This is a genomic window from Methylobacterium sp. 88A (assembly GCF_000376345.1).
Lineage (GTDB): Bacteria > Pseudomonadota > Alphaproteobacteria > Rhizobiales > Beijerinckiaceae > Methylobacterium > Methylobacterium bullatum.
In genome coordinates this window covers 1,487,492-1,505,863 of the sequence record NZ_AQVT01000001.1, presented here as the reverse complement: position 1 = coordinate 1,505,863, position 18,372 = coordinate 1,487,492, and the positions used below count along the sequence as shown (strand labels likewise).

Here is an 18,372-nt window from a genome sequence, read left to right as displayed (position 1 = left end):
GGCCGGGATTCGGCCGGCCGCGGATGCGGTTGCGGGGGAGATGGTCCGGTGGAGATTGCGCGACTGCTTCATACGTTCGGCGGTCCGTTGCTCGCCCTGTTCGGCGGAATCGGCGCGCGGTCGATGGGGACGCTCGTGACCGGCATGGGCAGCGGCGTCCGGACCGTGGATTTCGCCGGGTCGCCCCGCCCCTGCAAGCCCTACCGGCCGGACCCGGGCCGGATCGTCTCGGGCGATCCGGCCCAGACGGTGAGCGTCGCCTACCAGAGCGACGACGGTCTCTTCTCGGCCGGAACCTGGACCTGCCAGCCGGGCAAATGGCACATCGAGTTCGCCCAGAACGAGTTCGTGCACATCCTCGAAGGGGTGGTGGTGGTCACGGACGGGGACGGGCTCGCCAAGACCTACCGGGCGGGGGACGCCTTCGTCTCTCCCGCCGGTTTCTCCGGCACCTGGGACGTCAGGGAGCCGATGCGCAAGTACTTCACACTCGGTGGTCCGCCGGGTTAAGCAGCACCCCTAACGACGCATGCCCGCCGGGACGACCCGGCCGCGCCAGGGCTGTTTTTCCGGGACGACCCGGAGAACAGCTTTGAGGAGACGGGCATGACCGACACAGCCAGCATCATCGCCGAGAACCGGCGCCGCTACGAGGAACTGAAGGCGCAAGGCCAGGGGCATGCCCCGCGCACCCTGCCACCGCCCTCTTCGCGGGACTTGCCCCTCGACGAGGCGGCGATCCTCCATACCGAGACCATTCCCGGCGGCTGGTATCGCACCTTCGAGCTCAATGCCGGCGAAGCCCTGCGGATCGGCCTCGAACATGGCCCGTCGAGCGTCGCCCTCGTCGCCTGGAACGCCGCCGAGACCTCGGAACGCCTGAACTACGCCGACACCGTGAAGGTGCAGTGGACCGCCGCCCTCCAGCGCGGCCGGGTGCTGTTCTCCGACATGGGCCGGGTGATGCTCTCGCTCATCGAGGATTCCTGCGGCGCGCACGACGCGCTCGTCGGTGGTTCCAACGCCGAATCCAATGCTGCGCGCTACGCGGGCGGCCCCCATCGCAACACCCGCGACAACCTCGTCCTCGCAGCCCTCAAGGCCGGGCTCGACCGGCGCGACATCCCCGCCTGTATCACGCTGTTCGCCCCCGTCTCCGTGGGCGCGGAGGGGCGCTTCGCCTGGAACGAGGCCGGCCGCCGCGCGGGCGACTTCGTGGACCTGCGCGCCGAGCTCGACCTCCTCGTCACCCTCTCGAACTGCCCCCACCCCCTCGACCCGAACCCGGATTACGCGCCCAACCCCGTGGTGGTCACCCGCTTCCGGGCGCCCGTCCCGGCGGTGGACGATCTCTGCCGCAACGCCACGATCGAGGCCGTGCGCGGCTTCGAGAACAACGCCGCCATCGGCTTCTGACGGGAGGGACGCATCATGACCGACGACACCCAGCTTCTCCTCAATGAGGTCGTGCCGGCCCAGGCGCCCTGGTCCGGCCTCGTGCGCAAGGGCCAGATTCTGCGCATCACCGACACCGACGGCTGCCAGGCGGTGGACACCCTGTTCTACCGCGCCGGCGACATGGGCGAGCGCTATTCCTCGCAGGACACCCTGCGCGTCCAGGGCTCGGCCTATGTGACGACGGGCACGCGCCTCGTCTCCAACGAGGGCCGGGTGATGGCCACCGTCACCGCCGATTCCTGCGGCCGGCACGATACCTCGGCCGGGGCCTGCTCCTGCGAGGCGAACACCGTCCGCTTCGGCCACGCCACCCGCTATCTCCATGCCTGCCGCGAGAATTTCGCCCTGGAAGTCGCCAAATACGGCCTCTCGAAGCGCGACATCCCGCCCAACATCAACTTCTTCATGAACGTGCCCATCGAGCAGAACGGCGAGCTCGCCATCGTCGACGGCGTCTCCGCTCCCGGCGACTACGTCGAGGTCACGGCGGAGATGGACGTGATCTGCGTGATCTCGAACTGCCCGCAGATCAACAACCCCTGCAACGGCTTCAACCCGACGCCGATCCACGTCTCCATTCGGGACGCGCGCTGATGTTCGGCAAGATCCTCATCGCCAATCGCGGCGAGATCGCCCGGCGGATCGCCCGCACCTGCCGGCGCATGGGTGTCGCGTCCGTGGCCGTCTACTCGGATGCCGACCGGTTCACCCGCGGCGTGCTGGAGGCGGACGAGGCCGTCCGCCTCGGACCCGCCCCGGCCGCCGAGAGCTACCTGAACGTCGACGCCGTGATCGCCGCCTGCAAGGCGACGGGGGCGCAGGCCGTCCATCCCGGCTACGGCTTCCTGTCGGAGAACGTGGCCTTCGCCGAGCGTCTGGCGGCCGACGGCATCGTCTTCATCGGCCCGAAGCCCGAGCACCTGCGCGCCTTCGGCCTCAAGCACACGGCGCGCGACCTCGCGCGGGCCAGCGGCGTGCCCCTCCTTCCCGGCACCGGCCTGCTGCCGGATCTCGACGCGGCGATCGCAGCCGCCGAGACCATCGGCTACCCGGTGATGCTCAAGAGCACCGCCGGCGGCGGCGGCATCGGCATGCGCCTCTGCGCCTCGGCCGACGAGCTCCGCGAGCACTATACCAGCGTGGAGCGCACGGCCCGCGCCAGCTTCGGCGATGCCCGCGTCTATCTCGAACGCTTCGTCGGCGAGGCGCGCCATGTGGAGGTGCAGATCTTCGGCGACGGCGCGGGCCGCGTGGTGGCGCTGGGCGAGCGCGACTGCTCGCTCCAGCGCCGCAACCAGAAGGTCATCGAGGAAACGCCGGCGCCGGGCCTGTCGGACGCCGTGCGTGCACGCCTCCACGCGGCCTCGGTGGCCCTGGGGACGAGCGTCGCCTACGCCTCGGCGGGGACGGTGGAGTATATCTACGATCCCGTCCGCGAGGATTTCTCCTTCCTCGAAGTGAACACCCGGCTCCAGGTCGAGCATCCGGTCACCGAGGCGGTGTTCGGCATCGATCTCGTCGAATGGATGATCCGCCAGGCGGCGGGCGAGGACGTGATCGCTGCCGCCGGCCCCCTGGTCCCGCGCGGTGCCGCCATGGAAGCGCGGCTCTATGCCGAGATTCCGCACGCCAATTTCGCCCCGAGCGCCGGCCTCCTCACCGAGGTGCGGTTCCCCGCCGAGGCCCGCATCGACGGCTGGATCGAGACCGGCACCGAGGTCACCACCAACTACGACCCGATGCTCGCCAAGATCATCGTGACCGGCGAGGATCGCCCGGCGGCGCTCGCCGCCTTGCGCCAGGCCCTCGACGACAGCGCGGTCTCGGGGATCGAGACCAACCTCGATTATCTGCGCGCCATCGCCGGTTCCGAGCTCTTCGCCTCGGGCCGGGTCGCCACCACGGCGTTGCGCGACTTTCCCTATGCGCCGCGCAGCATCGAGGTGCTGGTCCCCGGCGCGCAATCGAGCCTGCAGGAACTGCCCGGCCGCATCGGGCTCTGGCATGTGGGCGTGCCGCCGAGCGGGCCGATGGATGCGCGCTCGTTCCGCGACGCCAACGCCCTCGTGGGCAACCCGCCCGACACCTGCGCCCTGGAACTCACCGTGTCCGGGCCGACCCTGCGCTTCCACGCCGCCGCCACCGTGGCCCTCGCCGGGGCCGCGATGACCGTGCGCCTCGACGGGGTCGCGCAGCCTCACGGGAAGGCTTTCGCGGTCGAGCCCGGCCAGACGTTGAGCGTCGGCGCCATCGCCGGCCCCGGACAGCGCAGCTACCTCGCCCTGCGCGGCGGTTTCGCCGCGCCGGTCGTCCTCGGCTCGCGGGCGACCTTCGCGCTCGGCGCCTTCGGCGGCCACGCCACCGGCGTCCTCAAGGCCGGCGACGTCCTCCACCTCGGCGATGCGCCCGAGGTCGAAGCCTCGATGCCCGAGCCTGCGCCCCTCACCCATGCCTGGGAGATCGGCGTGGTCTACGGGCCGCACGGCGCGCCGGACTTCTTCCGGGACGAGGACATTTCGGACTTGTTCTCAGCCTCTTACGAGGTTCACTTCAACTCGGCCCGCACCGGCGTGCGTCTCGTCGGCCCGACCCCGCTCTGGGCACGCAGCGACGGCGGCGAGGCGGGGCTGCACCCGTCGAACCTCCACGACAACGCCTACGCCATCGGCTCCATCGACTTCACCGGCGACATGCCGATCCTCCTGGGGCCGGACGGCCCGAGTCTCGGCGGCTTCGTCTGCCCGGCGGTGATCGCCCGCGACGAGCAGTGGAAGATGGGCCAGCTGCGGCCGGGGGATACGGTGCGGTTCAGGGCGGTGGCGCGGGTGGGGGACGATTCCTTCGTCCTGTCCCAACCACATCCTCATCCTGAGGCGCCGGAGCGTAGCGGAGGCCTCGAAGGAGGGCTCCAGAGAACGCCGCGCCCCCTGGAGGCCTCCTTCGAGGCCGCTTGCGCGGCACCTCAGGATGAGGTCGTTGGATTGGGGGGAGGGAAAGATCGCGCCGGCTCGCCCATCCTCGCCACCGACTCCTCCGGCCCCGTGCCGGTGGTCTACCGCCGCCAGGGCGACGACAACCTGCTGGTCGAATACGGGCCGATGGCCCTCGATATCGGCATCCGTCTGCGGGTCCACCTCCTGGCAGAGGCGGTGGCCGAGGCGCAGTTGCCCGGTCTCATCGACCTGACGCCCGGCATCCGCTCGCTCCAGATCCATTACGACGGCACCACGCTGCCGCGATCCCGTCTCCTCGGGCAGTTGCGCGAGATCGAGGCCGCCCTGCCCGCCGTCGAGGACGTGACGGTGCCGAGCCGCGTGGTCCATCTGCCCCTGTCCTGGAACGACCCGCAGGCCGAACTCGCCATGCGCAAGTACCAGGAACTGGTCCGCCCCAACGCGCCCTGGTGCCCCTCGAACATCGAGTTCATCCGCCGCATCAATGGCTTGGAGTCGGAAGCTGACGTAAAACGCATCATCTTCGATGCGAGCTATCTCGTGATGGGGCTGGGCGACGTCTATCTCGGCGCGCCGGTGGCGACGCCGGTGGACCCGCGCCACCGCCTCGTCACCACCAAGTACAACCCCGCCCGTACCTGGACGCCGGAGAACGCGGTGGGCATCGGCGGCGCCTATATGTGCATCTACGGCATGGAGGGGCCCGGCGGGTACCAGCTCTTCGGCCGCACCATCCAGATCTGGAACACCTGGCGGATGACGAAGGAATTCGTCCCCGGCCATCCCTGGCTGCTGCGCCCGTTCGACCGCATCCGCTTCTTCCCCGTGAGCCACGACGAACTGACGGAGGCGCGCGCCGCCTTCCCGCACGGGGCCTACCCGCTGACCATCGAGGAGGGCACGTTCTCCTATGCCGAGCACCGGGCCGAGCTCGCCCGCAACGCCGTCGAGATCACGGCCGCGAAGCTGCGCCAGCAGACCGCCTTCGAGGCCGAGCGGCAGCGCTGGCAGGATGAGGGGCTCGACAGTTTCGTCGCCGACGAGGGCGCGCCCGTGGGCGAGGAGGATGCGGTGCCGGCCGGCCATGTGGGCGTGCCGACCACCGTGCCGGGCAATGTCTGGAAGGTGCTGGTCGAGGAAGGCCAGAGCGTCGCGGCCGGCGAGACGGTGGCGATCCTCGAATCGATGAAGATGGAGATCGCCGTGTCCGCCCCGGTGGCGGGAATCGTGCGTGAGGTCCGGGTGAAGCCGGGCCGCACCCTGCGCGGCGGCGATCTCGTCGCCATCCTCGAAGAGATCTGAGCAGGTGAGAGAGCCGACCGACATGCTGCCGACCATCCTCGACCTGTCGACCCTGCGCGCCCTTTACGCGTCGGGCCGTGCCACCCCCGTCACCGTTGCTGAGGCCGTCGCCGAAAGGATGGAGGCGTCGACGGACCCCGCCATCTTCATCACCGCCCTCGACCGGGAAGCGTTGGTGAACGCGGCGCGGGATCTGATGGCGCGCTACCCCGAGCCGAACTCATTGCCGCTCTGGGGCGTGCCCTTCGCGGTGAAGGACAATATCGACGTCGCCGGCCTGCCGACGACGGCGGCCTGCCCGGCCTTCGCCTACGATGCGAAAGCGGATGCCGAGGTGGTGGCGCGCCTGAAGGCGGCGGGTGCGTTCTGCACGGGCAAGACCAATCTCGACCAGTTCGCCACCGGCCTCAACGGCACCCGCTCGCCCTACGGCGCGCCGCGCAGCGTGTTCAGCGCCGTCCATGTCTCGGGCGGGTCGAGCTCCGGCTCGGCGGTCGCCGTGGCGGCGGGGCTCGCGAGCTTTTCGCTGGGCACCGACACGGCCGGCTCCGGCCGCGTGCCGGCGATGTTCAACAACCTCGTGGGGATCAAGCCGACGCCGGGCCTGTTCAGCACGACGGGCCTCGTCCCCGCCTGCCGCAGCCTCGACTGCATCAGCATCTTCGCGGCGACCGTCGGCGACGGTCTCGCGATCCGCCGCATCGCGGAAGGGTACGATGCCGCCGATCCGTTCTCGCGGCGGGCGGTGCCGCATTCCCTCCCCGCCCGGGGCCTGCGCTTCGGCGTCCCGACCCCAGCCGAGCGCGAGTTCTACGGCGATGCCGAGCGCGAGGCGCTCTACGATGCGGCCATCGCCCGCCTCGAAGCGCTGGGCGCCGTGGCGGTGCCGTTCGATTACGCGCCGTTCCGCGAGATCGCGACCCTGCTCTATAATGGGCCGTGGGTCGCCGAGCGCCTGGCCGCCATCGCCGGGTTCTTCGCCGGGAATGCCGACGCCCTCGACCCGAGCGTGAGGAGCATCGTCGAGTCCGCCAAGGACTACAGCGCCGTCGATGCGTTCGAGGGCCGCTACGCGTTCGAGGCCCTGCGGCGGCGCACCGAGGCGACCTGGGCGGAGATCGACATCCTGCTCCTGCCGACCTCGCCCACCACCTACACGGTGGAAGAGATGCTGGCCGACCCGATCCGCCTCAACAGCCATTTCGGGCATTACACCAACTTCGCCAACCTTCTCGGCCTCGCCGCGATCGCGGTGCCCGGAGGCTTCGGCGCCGATGGATTGCCCGGCGGCGTGACGCTCGTCGGCCCCGGCTTCAGCGACGAGGCTTTGGGCCACTGGGCCGACGCGCTCCACCGCGCGGCGGCGTGCGGAATGGGGATCGCACGCGGCGCGATTCTGCCCGAGGCCAGCCGGGTGCCGGCCCCGGAGGCGGACGAGATCGCCATCGCGGTGGTGGGCGCCCATCTCACGGGCCTGCCCCTCAACCACCAACTCACCGATCTCGGCGGCAGGAAGGTGCGGGCGGCGCGGACCTCGGGCGCGTACCGCCTCTACGCCCTGCCCGGCACCCGGCCGGCCAAGCCCGGCCTGGTCCACGAGCCGGGCTTTGCCGGCGGCGGGCTGGAGGTCGAGATCTGGGCCCTGCCCCCGGCGGGCTTCGGCCGCTTCACCGCCGCGATCCCCGCCCCCCTCGGCATCGGCAAGCTCACCCTGGAGGACGGCTCGGACGTCTCCGGGTTCCTGTGCGAGGCCCATGCGGTGGCGGGCGCCGAGGACATCACAGTCCACGGCGGCTGGCGCGCCTATCTCGCCTCCCGCTGACGCGGCCCGTCAGGGCGCGGGCTGCGATCCGGTCTCCGGCGAAGCGGGGATGCCGCCCGCCGGCGACCACAGCCTTTCGCAGAAGAAGCGCTCGCGCAGGAGCATCACCAGGGCCGCGCGCTTGTGCGGGAAATCGAAGGTCTTGATCCGCGCGAAGCCCGACCGCTCCAGGTTGCGCAATTGCTGGACATGGTCCGCCTTGGGCTCGCCGACGATCCGCTCCGTGCGCGGGTCGTCGAGGAAGAGCGCGTGCATGAGCGAGGGTAGCCAGGCCGAGATGTAGGCCTTGCCGCGAAACCGGCTCTCGCCGATCAGGACATGCCAGCCGCGATCGTAATCCTGCACGTCGTAAAACGGGGCGAGGCCGTTCTCCTTGGCCCAGTAGATCTCGAAATAGCCGAACGGCTCGCCGCCGATCGTCCCGATCAGCGGGATCATGTGCGGATCGGCGATGAGGCCGGCGAGATAGGCTTCGTGCTTGTCGCGCCCGCCGGCCTCGCCCCAGGCAGCATCGACCACCGGATCGTTGAACCAGCGATGCAGGGTATCGACGTCGTCGATCGTGGCGGCGCGGAACGCCACGGCCTGCCCGAGCCAGGGGATGAAGCGGGAATAGATCACGCCCTTGGGCTTCGGCGGCCGCTGCGGATGGCGCTTGCCGCCGCTCATCACCGGCCGCGCCGGAAAATCGCGCGATGCCAGGTTGGCGAGCCAGGGGTCGGGGCGCTGCCACAGCATCATTGGATCGACGCCGAGGCCGTCTCCCTCCCGCACGGCAAGCCCGCGTTCCATCAGGGAATCGGCGAGGCCGGCGAAGCTCGCGGGATCGAGCCCGATCCACCCGGCCTCGGGATGGGTCGCCGAGACCATCTCGAAGGCTGCCGTGACACCGGCGAGGACGTCTCGCGGGTCGGGTCTCACCGGCTCCTCGATGGAGAGATGCGGGCCGGCTCCCCCCTGGAGGCGCAGGCGGAGACCGACCCGGCCTTCCGCCACGACGCTGAGCCGGTCGCCGTCGCGATAGACTTCGAGGGGACGGCCCATCGCCTCGCCGCATCGAAAGGGTGCTGTCGTCCGGAGCATCGCGTCTCGTCGTTGGCTGGAACAGGCATCCGCGAAGCGGGACGCCCTTTTGGGAGAGGACGACCGGCGGCGCGGTAAATTTAGTGGCGTGCACGAAACTCCCGCCGATCGCCCGCGGCCCGGCCGGACGACCCGGCACCTGCCGGTCCACGTCCTCACCTCACACGACCTATCTAACGCTCTGCGGGTAAGATATTCTCGATACAACCGATCACGATCCGAAGATGTCGCCGCTCATGCAATGGACGATCCGCGGCCATGCAAAGCCGCGATTCGGGCGGGTGCGGTGTCTTGCGGCAGCATAAGTCCTTCCCAGTGAGCCTAAATCTCCACCAAACCGTGATTATCGACTATCCGATACGAGTTTAGAAGACTTCTAATTCAAATATTTTCTGACAAAAGCGCCCTTGTAAGTCTGTGAAATTTCCCACTTTAGCCTCGTTATCTGAGGTGGGGGTGGCACTTGCCCGGCTGTTTGGCGCGGCGGGGTGGCTTCGCCCGGTTTCGTCCTGGCCTGCACATTCGAAGAAGGTCGTCCATGGGACAACGTCATACGCACGAGACGCGCCGCGACATCGACGCTCCGCTCCTGGCCGTTCTCGTCGCCGAACAATCGGGCCTGGTCGCCTACGCGACGCAGATCCTGCACGATCGCTCGGCGGCCGAGGACGTGGTGCAGGAGGTGGTGCTCAAGCTTTGCGAGGAGCCGGCCGCCGACCTGCGGCAGGGCCGCCGCATCGAGGCGCCGGTGCCTTACCTGCGGCGGATGGTGCGGAACGCCGCCATCGACTGGGCGCGCCGGACCTTGCGCGAGCGCTGCCGCTTCGTGCCGGACGAACTGGCCGAGGCCGTCGCCGCTCCCTGCGCCTGCCCTCAGGATCGTCTCGAACAATGCCAGGCCCTGAAGGCCGCCCTGGCCGCGCTGGAGACGACGTCGGAGCGCACCCGCCGGGTCTTCCTCGCCCACAGGATCGACGGCGTGCCGCAGACCGTCCTCGCCCGCGAGAACGGCGTCTCCCCGACGCTGGTGAATTTCATGATCCGCGACGGCACGGCCCTGTGCCGATCCGCGGCGTCCTGAGCAGGTCTCGCACCGGTACGGGCCACCGCCATCCGGCAGGGGACGCTTTCAGGGAAAGGAGGGTCGGATGGCGCTCGAAGCGACGTCCGATGGCGCTCGAAAGCACCGTCTCGTGGCGGTGGCGATGACGCGCGCCACGATCGTCACAAGATCGTTGTTCACCAGGGACTTGAAAGAAACCTGGTGGAGCTGAGCGGGATCGAACCGCTGACCTCCGCAGTGCGATTGCGGCGCTCTCCCATCTGAGCTACAGCCCCGTTCCGAGGTGCCGGCCTTGTAGGCGCGCGTACCTCGACCTGTCAATTCCGGAATTCCCGACGTTAGACCCGAGCCTGACAAGGCGGGGCGAACGAGGACATCAGACCGCGCATGTATGCTCTTCTCTGGCTCTTCGACACCGTCGTGCAGCTCTTCATCTATGTGCTCATCGCCAGCGCCGTGCTGAGCTGGCTCGTGGCCTTCAACGTGGTCAACGTGCGCAACCCGATCGTCTCCCAGATCGGCGAGGTGCTGTATCGGCTGACCGAGCCGGTCCTTCGCCCGATCCGCAGCATCCTGCCCAATCTCGGCGGCATCGACCTGTCGCCGATCGTCCTCGTGCTCCTGCTGCTCTTCGTGAGCCGCCTCCTGCACGAGGTCATTCCGCCCCAGACCGTCGTCTATGGCGGCTGAGGCCGCGCCGCGCTGAAGGCACAAGAAACACTCCGAGGGACGACCAAGAGATGAAGACCAATCCCGGCCGATTCTTCGAGGATTACCGCCTCGGCGAGACCATCCGCCATGCCACGCCGCGCACGGTGACGAGCGGTGACGTCGCGCTCTATACCTCGCTCTACGGGCCACGCTTCGCGGTGCAGTCCTCGGATGCTTTCGCCAAGGCGATCGGCTACCCGCAGAGCCCGCTCGACGACCTCCTCACCTTCCACGTCGTGTTCGGCAAGACGGTGCCGGACATCTCCTTGAACGCACTCGCCAATCTCGGCTACGCCGAGGGCGGCTTCCGCCGGCCGGTCTATCCCGGCGAGACCCTGTCCACGGTCTCCGAGGTGATCGGCCTCAAGGAAAGCTCGAACCGCCAGACCGGCGTGGTCTACGTCCGCTCCACCGGGTCCGACGCCAACGGCGAGACGGTTCTGAGCTATTGCCGCTGGGTGCTGGTCAAGAAGCGCGATCCGGAAGCGAAGATCGAGCAGGAGCACGTCCCGACCTTCGCCAAGGTTGTCGACCCGGCCGATCTCGCCGGCGCCCTGCCGCCGCTGAACGTCGGCGCCTACGATCTCGACCTTGCCGGCTCTCCGCACCGCTTCGGCGATTACGTGGTCGGCGAGAAGATCGACCATGTCGATGGCATGACCGTCGAGGAGGCCGAGCACCAGATCGCCACGCGCCTCTACCAGAACACCGCCAAGGTGCATTTCGACGGCTTCGCCGCCAAGGATACCCGGTTCGGCCGTCGCCTGATCTATGGCGGCGTGGTGATCTCGCTGGCCCGCGCGCTGAGCTTCAACGGCCTCGGCAACGCCTTCGCGCTGGCCGGCATCAATGCCGGTCGCCACGTGGCGCCGCTCTTTGCCGGTGATACGGTCTATGCCTGGAGTGAAGTGCTTGAAGCCGCAGAGCTTCCCGGCCGTTCCGATATCGGCGCCCTGCGCCTGCGTACCGTGGCTACCAAGAACCAGCCCTGCGGCGCCCATCCGGACAAGATCGGCGACGGCTACGACCCCGCCGTGATCCTCGACTTGGATTACTGGGCCTTCATGCCGCGCTGACGCGTGCTCAACTCCCGGCGAACAGGCCCATCACGGTTTGCCGCAGCGGGTTCTCGGGGTTCGACAGCAACCGGATCGCCATCGCGCAGGCGATGGTGACCAGCAGCGGCCGGATCAGCTTCGCACCGAGGCGGATCGCCAGGATCGAGCCGATCTGGGCCCCGATGAAGGCTCCGAAGGCCATGGCGATGCCGATGGTCCAGACCACATGGCCCGAGGCCGCGAACAGGGCGAGGCTGCCGAGGTTGCTGGCGGCATTGGCGAGCTTGGTATGGGCGGTGGCGCGCACCACGCCGAGGCCGAGGAGCGTCACGAACCCGATCATGTAGAACGCGCCGGCGCCCGGGCCGAACACGCCGTCGTAGAAGCCGACGGCGGGCGCCCAAGTGAGCGCGAACAGGCCGGGCCGCATCCGCGCCGCCGCGTCCTCGCTGCTCATCCGCCGGGCGAAAGCGAAATAGAACGCGATCCCGATCAGCAGCACAGGAACGGCCGCGTCGAGGACCGGTCGCGGCAGTAGGCTGACGCAAAGCGCACCGCCGATCGAGGCAAGACCGGCGGCGAGCGCGATCTTCCAGGCCGCCGGCCAATGGATGTGGCCCCGCCGCGCGAAAGCGATGGTCGATGAGACCGCGCCGGCGCTGCCCTGAAGCTTGTTGGTGGCGATGGCGCTCACCGGATCGAGTCCGGAGAGGAGCAGGGCCGGCACCGTGATGAGGCCGCCGCCGCCCGCGATGGCATCGACACACCCGGCCGCCACGGCAACCGCGAATAGGCCCGCGACGAGGCTGATGTCGACACCCAAGATCATTCCGTTCTCTCCTCCGTCCGGTCGCGACCGACCGAATGCCGGCGGGAGGCGGATGGGTCTTTTAGTTGCGCACGATCACCTTCGTGCCGACCTTCACCCGGTCGTAGAGGTCGACTACATCCTTGTTGGTCATGCGGATGCAGCCCGACGAGACGGCGGCGCCCATGGTCTCCGGCTCGTTGGAGCCGTGGATACGGTAGAGCGAGGAGCCGAGATACATCGCCCGTGCGCCAAGGGGGTTGTCCTGGCCGCCGGCCATGAAGCGAGGCAGGTCGGGCCGCCGCGCCAGCATCTGCGCCGGAGGGCGCCAAGCCGGCCATTCCTTCTTCATCGTCACCGACTTCTGGCCGGACCAGGAGAAGCCCTGACGGCCCACGCCGACCCCGTAGCGCACAGCCTGGCCACCGCCGAGCACATAGTAGAGCCGCCGCTGACTCGTCGAAACCACGATGGTGCCGGGCTTCTCCGCCCCCTTCCACGCAACCGTCTCGCGCGGGATCGCCTGCTCCTTGAAAATGTTCATGAAGTCGGCGATCGGCCCGCTGTCGAACGGGTTGCCGGCGCTGGCGCCGCCGCACGTGGCGAAGCCCATGCCCATCGCGAGAACCGTGGCGGCGAAAAGGGAGCGCGTGCCCATTGTAATCGTCTCCGTCCGGACCTGGACAGGCGGCGCGTGTGCACCCCGTCTCCCATTCCGGTGAGGTCCAGCCTCAATGAGCCGGACTTCAGATGATCGGGTCGGCAGACTTGGCCGGATGGTTAAGGACGGTCAACCCGCTGCGATGCGAACGGAATATGCTGTGGGATTGGAGCAACGGCTGTGATTCGAACTGCCATTCGACTGTTTGACAAAATGTCGCAGGTTATTGCGTTGCGGGAACTTTCGCACCACCCTCAGTTTCGTGACCTCATCGCCGACCAGTTCCGCCTCTGCCCCTCTGGAGGCAGGATGCTTCGCTTCGACCGCCCCGCAAGGGCAGGCGGTCGTCCGTCTGCGCTCGGCGCTGTCGACCATGCTGGTGTTACTCTCCCTGCTCGTGATGGTGCTGTCTTGCCTCCCGCAAGGGTTGCGGGCCGGTGGCGTCGGGGCGCCGGTCTCGAGCCAGTGGCCCGATGGTTTCACGAGCCAGTGCGAAGCGCCTTCGACCGGTTCCGCATCGCATCTGGAGATCGACGACGCTGTGACGCCGTCCTCCCTGTCTGGATCGCGGCTCCTCGGTGAAGCCTTGGAGCCGGCCTTGCGAGGTCGTTCCGCCCTGTCGCTCGGGATCAGCGCGGATGCACCGCTCTACCGCCCTCCCAGGACTACGGCGTGAGAGCTTGGCCGCGGCGTTTTGACCACCCGGCCGCGTAGATCGTCCTTTTACCGGCTCGTGTCGCGCGATCGCCAAGATTGTGAACGATTTCTGAAGCCGTGATGTGTGTGGTCGGCCCCTAGTCGGCCGACGCATGCCCAATGACGCCATGGCCGCCTCGCGTGGCCCAGCGATTGCCACGGTGCCGAAGTCGCTTCGCGGATCTTCGCCCGGGACTTGAGTGTCAGAGCTGCCAATCCGCCGGGCGGGTTGCGATCGACCGCGTATCGCACAGGAGCGAAATCATCGTGACGTCTACTGCCCTCCGTACCCGACGTGTCTGGCCGGCCTCCCTGGCTGCTGCCTCCGTCATGGTCGCCCTGTCCGCCTGCAATCAGAAGCAGCAGGCCGCAGCTCCGGTTCCGAGCCCACCCGCCGAAGTGAGCATCGTCACCGTCCGCGAGCAGCCGATCCCTTATCTCCGCGACCTCCCCGGCCGCGTCGCGCCCCTGCGCATCGCCGAAGTGCGTTCCCGCGTCTCCGGTCTCGTGGTCAAGCGCACGTTCGAACAGGGCAGCTTGGTCAAGGAAGGCGACATCCTCTACAAGATCGATCCTGCCCCGTTCGAGGCGGAACTCGCCAGCGCAGAGGCAGCGCTCGCCCGCACGGAGGCCGCCCAGGTTCTCGCCGGCCAGCAGGCCGACCGACTCGAGCAGCTCCTGTCCCGCCAGACCGCGAGCCAGGCGCAGTACGATAGCGCCTATGCCGGCCTGAAACAGGCCCAGGCCGAGGTCGCCGGCGCCAAAGCCGCCCGCGACCGGGCCAAGCTGAACCTCAACTATACCGACGTCCGCGCCCCGATCTCTGGCCGGATCGGCCGCGCCCTTCTCACCGAGGGTACGTTGGTGGAACAGGGGGCCACCGCCAACCTCGCCACGATCCAGCAACTCGATCCGATCTACGTGGACATCACCCAGTCCGTCGGCGAGCTGAACAAGCTCCGCAGGGACCTCGCCAGCGGCGAACTCTCGCGCCTGTCCAACGACACCGCCAACGCGCATCTGATCATGGATGACGGTTCTCTCTACGGCTCGGCCGGCAAGGTGCTGTTCTCCGATGTCACCGCCGATCCGAGTACCGGACAGGTCACCCTGCGCGTGCTCTTCCCGAACCCGCATGACGAGCTGTTCCCGGGCATGTATGTCCGCGCCCGCATCAAGCAGGGCATCGACGTCGATGCCATCGCGGTGCCTCAGCAGGCGATCCAGCGCACCAATGACGGCAAGGCCGAGGTCTGGGTGGTCGGCAAGGACGACAAGGTGATGCTCCAGCCTGTGGAGGTCGGACCCGTCGTCGATTCCCAGTGGGTCATTCGCGACGGGCTCAAGTCCGGCGACCGCGTCGTCGTGGAGGGCGTCCAGAAGATATCGGTCGGTTCGTCGGTCAAGACCGTCGAGATGAAGGTGGCTGCCCAGGCGGAGGCCAAACCCTACGATACCGATCTCGACGACAAGTCGGCCGCCGCGCAGCCCGCTTCCGCTCAGGTGCGCTGACCCATGGCCCGCTTCTTCATCGATCGCCCGATCTTCGCATGGGTCGTTGCGCTTTTCATCTGCCTCGGCGGGATCCTGTCGATTCCGAGCTTGCCCGTGGCGCAGTATCCCGTCATCGCTCCGCCCTCGATCGCCCTCTCCACCTCCTATCCCGGAGCGTCGGTCGAGAACCTCTATACCGGCACCACCCGCCTCATCGAGGATGAGCTCAACGGCGCGGCCAACATCCTCAGTTTCGAATCCGCGAGCGATGCGTTCGGCGTCATCGAAATCACGGCGCAGTTTCAGCCGGGCACGGATTCGAGTCTCGCGGGCGTCGAGGTTCAGAACCGCCTCAAGCGCGTCGAGGCGCGCCTGCCGGCCGAGGTACGCCAGCAGGGCACGCTGGTGGAGGAAGCCTCAGCCGCGACACTGAACATCATCACCCTGATCTCGCCCGACAAGTCGATGGACGAGATCGCGCTCGGCGACTTCCTCATCCGCAACGTCATCAACGAGATCCGCCGTATCCCCGGTGTGGGTCGCGCAACGCTCTACTCCACCGAGCGCAGTCTCCGCATCTGGATCGATTCCGACAAGCTGCGCGGCCTGTCCCTGAACGCGTCCGACGTCTCGAAGGCGATCACCAACCAGAACGTCCAGATCGCATCGGGCGCCGTCGGCGCCATGCCGAGCCCGGCCTCGAACACCGTCAACTTTCCCATCATCGTCAAGGGTCAGATGACGGCGCCCGAGGAATTCGGCGCCATCGTCCTGCGAGCCAACCCGGACGGGTCGAATGTGCGCCTGCGCGACATCGCCCGGATCGAGCTCGGCGGTGAAGACTACAAGTTCACCACCCGGCTGAACGGCGGTGAGGCGGCGGGCATCTCGGTGACCCTGGCGCCGGACGGCAACGCCCTCGAGACCGCCTCCGCCATCCGCGCGAAGATGGAGGAGCTGTCGCAGTTCTTCCCGTCCAACGTGCAATGGGACATCCCCTACGACATCACGCCCGCCGTCGAGGCCTCGATCAAGAAGGTGCTGATGACGCTGGTGGAGGCCGTCATCCTCGTCTTCGTGGTGATGTTCCTGTTCCTCCAGAACATCCGTTACACCCTGATCCCGACCATCGTCGTTCCGATCGCCCTCATGGGGACCTGCACGGTGATGTTGCTCGCTGGCTTCTCGGTGAACGTGCTGACGATGTTCGGCATGGTGCTGGCCATCGGCATCCTCGTCGACGACGCTATCGTGGTCGTCGAGAATGTCGAGCGCATCATGAACGAGGAAGGGCTGTCTCCGAAGGAGGCGACCCGAAAGGCGATGAGTCAGATCACCGGCGCGATCATCGGCATCACCCTGGTGCTGATCGCCGTCTTCATCCCGATGGCGTTCTTCCCAGGCTCGGTGGGCATCATCTATCGCCAGTTCTCCATTGCCATGGTGACGTCCATCGGCTTCTCGGCGCTTCTCGCCCTGACGCTGACGCCGGCTCTCTGCGCCACCCTGCTCAAGCCCATCGAGAAGGGCCACGGCCATTCCAAGGGCGGCGTGTTCGGCTGGTTCAACCGGATCGTCGACCGCGAGACCGCGCGCTACGGCCGCGGCGTGGCAGGGATGATCAGGCGCTCGGGCCGGGTGATGATGGTCTACCTCGCCCTCGTCATCGGACTCGCCTTCGCCTTCGTGCGGATGCCGGAAGGCTTCCTTCCGGTCGAGGACCAGGGTTTCTTCACGGTCGATATCCAGACGCCGCCCGGCTCGTCTTTCAACCGCACCCTCAACGCCGTGAAGGCGGTGGAGGAGCACCTGATGGCCCAGTCCGGCGTCGCCACGGTGACGGTCGTCAACGGCTTCTCGTTCTCCGGTCAGGGCCAGGTGACGAGCCAAGCCTTCGTGACGCTGAAGCCCTGGGGTGAGCGCGATGCGGCCAACTCGGCGGCTGCCTTGGTGGAGGGGACCAACAAGGCGCTCGGCACCTATAAGGACGCCGTGATCCAGGCGCTTGAGCCGCCGCCGATCGACAACCTCGGCAACGCTTCGGGCTTCAGTTTCCGCCTTCAGGATCGTGCCCAGAAGGGCTACTCGGCCCTGATGGCTGCACAGGAGCAACTGCTCTCCCTCGCGAAGAAAAGCTCGATCCTGCAGAAGGTTTATGTCGAGGGGCTACCTCCGGCACCGCAAGCGGAACTCGTCATCGATCGCGAGAAGGCGGCGGCCCTGGGCGTCGACTTCGAGGAGATCAACAACACGATCCAGGTCAATCTCGGTTCGGTCTATACCAACGACTTCCCGAACCGGGGCAAGATGCAGCGCGTGATCGTGCAAGCCGAGGACAGCCAGCGCCTCAAGGCGGCCGACCTGCTGAATTACGGGGTGAAGAACAGCCAGGGCGCGATGGTGCCGATGTCGTCCTTCGCCGATCTCAAATGGAGTGTCGGGCCGGCGCAGATCATCGGCTTCAACGGCTACCAGTCTGTGCGCATCACCGGCGAGCCGGCAGCGGGCTATACCTCCGGCGATGCGATCGCCGAGATGGAGCGTCTGATGCAGCAGTTGCCCAAGGGCTTCGGCTACATTTGGACTGGCCAGTCGCTGCAGGAGAAGCAGGCCGGCAGTCAGGCGACGCTGCTGCTGGCCCTGTCGATCCTGATCGTGTTCCTGTGCCTTGCCGCCCTTTACGAGAGCTGGTCGATCCCGTTCTCGGTGCTGCTGGTGATCCCGCTCGGCGTCATCGGCTCGGTGGCGGCGGTCTACCTGAGGGGCATGCCCAACGACGTCTACTTCAAGATCGGGCTCATCACGATCATCGGCCTCTCGGCCAAGAACGCGATCCTGATCGTGGAGTTCGCCAAGGACCTGTGGCGGCCGGGCAAGTCCCTGGTCGATGCGACCATCGAAGCCTCCACGCTCCGCTTCCGGCCGATCGTGATGACCTCGCTGGCCTTCATCTTCGGTGTAGTGCCACTGGCCATTGCCTCGGGCGCGGCCTCGAAGAGCCAGCAGGCCATCGGTACCGGCGTGCTCGGCGGCATGATTTCCGCCACGATCCTGGCAGTCCTCTTCGTGCCGGTCTTCTTCGTCTTCGTCATGCGCCTGTTCAGGACGAAGCCGGTCGAGCACGAGCCGAAAGCGGCCGAGACGGGTTCGATTCCGTCGAGCCATCACGCTCCGGCGGAGTAGGATCGGTTCTTCTCCGCATACCGGGAGAGGAGCCTCGACATGAAAAAGGCCTGGAGCCGGGGAGAAACCGGTTCCAGGC

The 18,372-nt window shown here is 67.7% G+C and carries 14 protein-coding genes and 1 tRNA gene; 11 read left to right on the top strand and 4 right to left on the bottom strand.

The genetic code is table 11. The features are described from left to right. Positions 1-48 precede the first annotated feature (48 nt). The 5 genes from A3OM_RS0107235 to atzF all read left to right on the top strand — a co-directional run bounded on the left by A3OM_RS0107235 (position 49) and on the right by atzF (position 7,536). Positions 49-510 (top strand): cupin domain-containing protein, encoded by a 462-nt coding sequence (locus A3OM_RS0107235; protein WP_245257769.1) that lies wholly within the window; start codon positions 49-51, stop codon positions 508-510. A 96-nt stretch (positions 511-606) separates the two neighbouring features. Then, complete coding sequence (locus tag A3OM_RS0107230) at positions 607-1,416, top strand: urea amidolyase associated protein UAAP1 (protein ID WP_018043067.1); 810 nt, start codon at positions 607-609, stop codon at positions 1,414-1,416. Positions 1,417-1,431: 15 nt separating this feature from the next. Further along, positions 1,432-2,052: an urea amidolyase associated protein UAAP2 gene (locus A3OM_RS0107225; protein WP_018043066.1), complete on the top strand. Its 621-nt coding sequence runs from the start codon at positions 1,432-1,434 to the stop codon at positions 2,050-2,052. Then, the gene (gene uca / locus A3OM_RS0107220; protein WP_018043065.1) at positions 2,052-5,714 is read left to right on the top strand and encodes an urea carboxylase; all 3,663 of its coding nucleotides are present in this window, start codon (positions 2,052-2,054) and stop codon (positions 5,712-5,714) included. The genes A3OM_RS0107225 and uca overlap by 1 nt, the downstream gene beginning before the upstream one ends. Before the next feature lie 22 nt (positions 5,715-5,736). Next, positions 5,737-7,536, top strand: coding sequence for an allophanate hydrolase (gene atzF, locus A3OM_RS0107215; RefSeq protein WP_018043064.1), 1,800 nt, complete (start codon positions 5,737-5,739; stop codon positions 7,534-7,536). 9 nt (positions 7,537-7,545) lie between these two features. Here atzF and A3OM_RS0107210 read toward each other — a convergent pair whose 3' ends face one another. Continuing rightward, positions 7,546-8,580: a GNAT family N-acetyltransferase gene (locus A3OM_RS0107210; protein ID WP_018043063.1), complete on the bottom strand. Its 1,035-nt coding sequence runs from the start codon at positions 8,578-8,580 to the stop codon at positions 7,546-7,548. A 577-nt stretch (positions 8,581-9,157) separates the two neighbouring features. On the opposite strand from A3OM_RS0107210, the gene A3OM_RS0107205 reads away from it, so the two are divergent. Then, complete coding sequence (locus A3OM_RS0107205) at positions 9,158-9,700, top strand: sigma-70 family RNA polymerase sigma factor (RefSeq protein ID WP_018043062.1); 543 nt, start codon at positions 9,158-9,160, stop codon at positions 9,698-9,700. Between the two features lie 67 nt (positions 9,701-9,767). Beyond that, the gene (locus tag A3OM_RS26545; RefSeq protein WP_274533734.1) at positions 9,768-9,893 is read left to right on the top strand and encodes a hypothetical protein; all 126 of its coding nucleotides are present in this window, start codon (positions 9,768-9,770) and stop codon (positions 9,891-9,893) included. Here the strand turns inward: A3OM_RS26545 and A3OM_RS0107195 are convergent. Next, a tRNA-Ala gene (locus A3OM_RS0107195) sits at positions 9,882-9,957 on the bottom strand. The genes A3OM_RS26545 and A3OM_RS0107195 overlap by 12 nt on opposite strands. 112 nt (positions 9,958-10,069) lie before the next feature. Here A3OM_RS0107195 and A3OM_RS0107190 point away from each other — a divergent pair. Further along, positions 10,070-10,372, top strand: a complete 303-nt coding sequence (locus tag A3OM_RS0107190; RefSeq protein WP_018043061.1) for a YggT family protein — start codon at positions 10,070-10,072, stop codon at positions 10,370-10,372. 50 nt (positions 10,373-10,422) lie between these two features. Then, entirely contained in the window at positions 10,423-11,469 is a 1,047-nt protein-coding gene (locus A3OM_RS0107185; RefSeq protein WP_018043060.1) for a MaoC family dehydratase, read from the top strand. 7 nt (positions 11,470-11,476) lie between these two features. Here A3OM_RS0107185 and A3OM_RS0107180 read toward each other — a convergent pair whose 3' ends face one another. Further along, positions 11,477-12,274 carry a TSUP family transporter gene (locus A3OM_RS0107180; protein WP_026175805.1) on the bottom strand — a complete coding sequence of 266 codons (798 nt, stop codon included), beginning with the start codon at positions 12,272-12,274 and terminating at the stop codon, positions 11,477-11,479. 67 nt (positions 12,275-12,341) lie between these two features. Then, entirely contained in the window at positions 12,342-12,878 is a 537-nt protein-coding gene (locus A3OM_RS0107175; RefSeq protein WP_051074377.1) for a L,D-transpeptidase, read from the bottom strand. Between the two features lie 1,068 nt (positions 12,879-13,946). Here A3OM_RS0107175 and A3OM_RS0107165 point away from each other — a divergent pair. Further along, the gene (locus A3OM_RS0107165; protein WP_018043056.1) at positions 13,947-15,128 is read left to right on the top strand and encodes an efflux RND transporter periplasmic adaptor subunit; all 1,182 of its coding nucleotides are present in this window, start codon (positions 13,947-13,949) and stop codon (positions 15,126-15,128) included. A gap of 3 nt (positions 15,129-15,131) precedes the next feature. Continuing rightward, the gene (locus A3OM_RS0107160; RefSeq protein WP_018043055.1) at positions 15,132-18,293 is read left to right on the top strand and encodes a multidrug efflux RND transporter permease subunit; all 3,162 of its coding nucleotides are present in this window, start codon (positions 15,132-15,134) and stop codon (positions 18,291-18,293) included. The last annotated feature ends 79 nt before the right edge of the window (positions 18,294-18,372 follow it).

Coding starts and splice junctions, on each gene's coding strand:
- A3OM_RS0107205 (WP_018043062.1), top strand. CDS start 9,158: ATGGGACAACGTCATACGCACGAGACGCGCCGCGACATCGACGCTCCG.
- A3OM_RS0107225 (WP_018043066.1), top strand. CDS start 1,432: ATGACCGACGACACCCAGCTTCTCCTCAATGAGGTCGTGCCGGCCCAG.
- atzF (WP_018043064.1), top strand. CDS start 5,737: ATGCTGCCGACCATCCTCGACCTGTCGACCCTGCGCGCCCTTTACGCG.
- A3OM_RS0107185 (WP_018043060.1), top strand. CDS start 10,423: ATGAAGACCAATCCCGGCCGATTCTTCGAGGATTACCGCCTCGGCGAG.
- A3OM_RS0107175 (WP_051074377.1), bottom strand. CDS start 12,878: ATGGGCATGGGCTTCGCCACGTGCGGCGGCGCCAGCGCCGGCAACCCG.
- uca (WP_018043065.1), top strand. CDS start 2,052: ATGTTCGGCAAGATCCTCATCGCCAATCGCGGCGAGATCGCCCGGCGG.
- A3OM_RS0107165 (WP_018043056.1), top strand. CDS start 13,947: ATGGTCGCCCTGTCCGCCTGCAATCAGAAGCAGCAGGCCGCAGCTCCG.
- A3OM_RS0107210 (WP_018043063.1), bottom strand. CDS start 8,580: ATGGGCCGTCCCCTCGAAGTCTATCGCGACGGCGACCGGCTCAGCGTC.
- A3OM_RS0107190 (WP_018043061.1), top strand. CDS start 10,070: ATGTATGCTCTTCTCTGGCTCTTCGACACCGTCGTGCAGCTCTTCATC.
- A3OM_RS0107230 (WP_018043067.1), top strand. CDS start 607: ATGACCGACACAGCCAGCATCATCGCCGAGAACCGGCGCCGCTACGAG.
- A3OM_RS0107160 (WP_018043055.1), top strand. CDS start 15,132: ATGGCCCGCTTCTTCATCGATCGCCCGATCTTCGCATGGGTCGTTGCG.
- A3OM_RS26545 (WP_274533734.1), top strand. CDS start 9,768: ATGGCGCTCGAAGCGACGTCCGATGGCGCTCGAAAGCACCGTCTCGTG.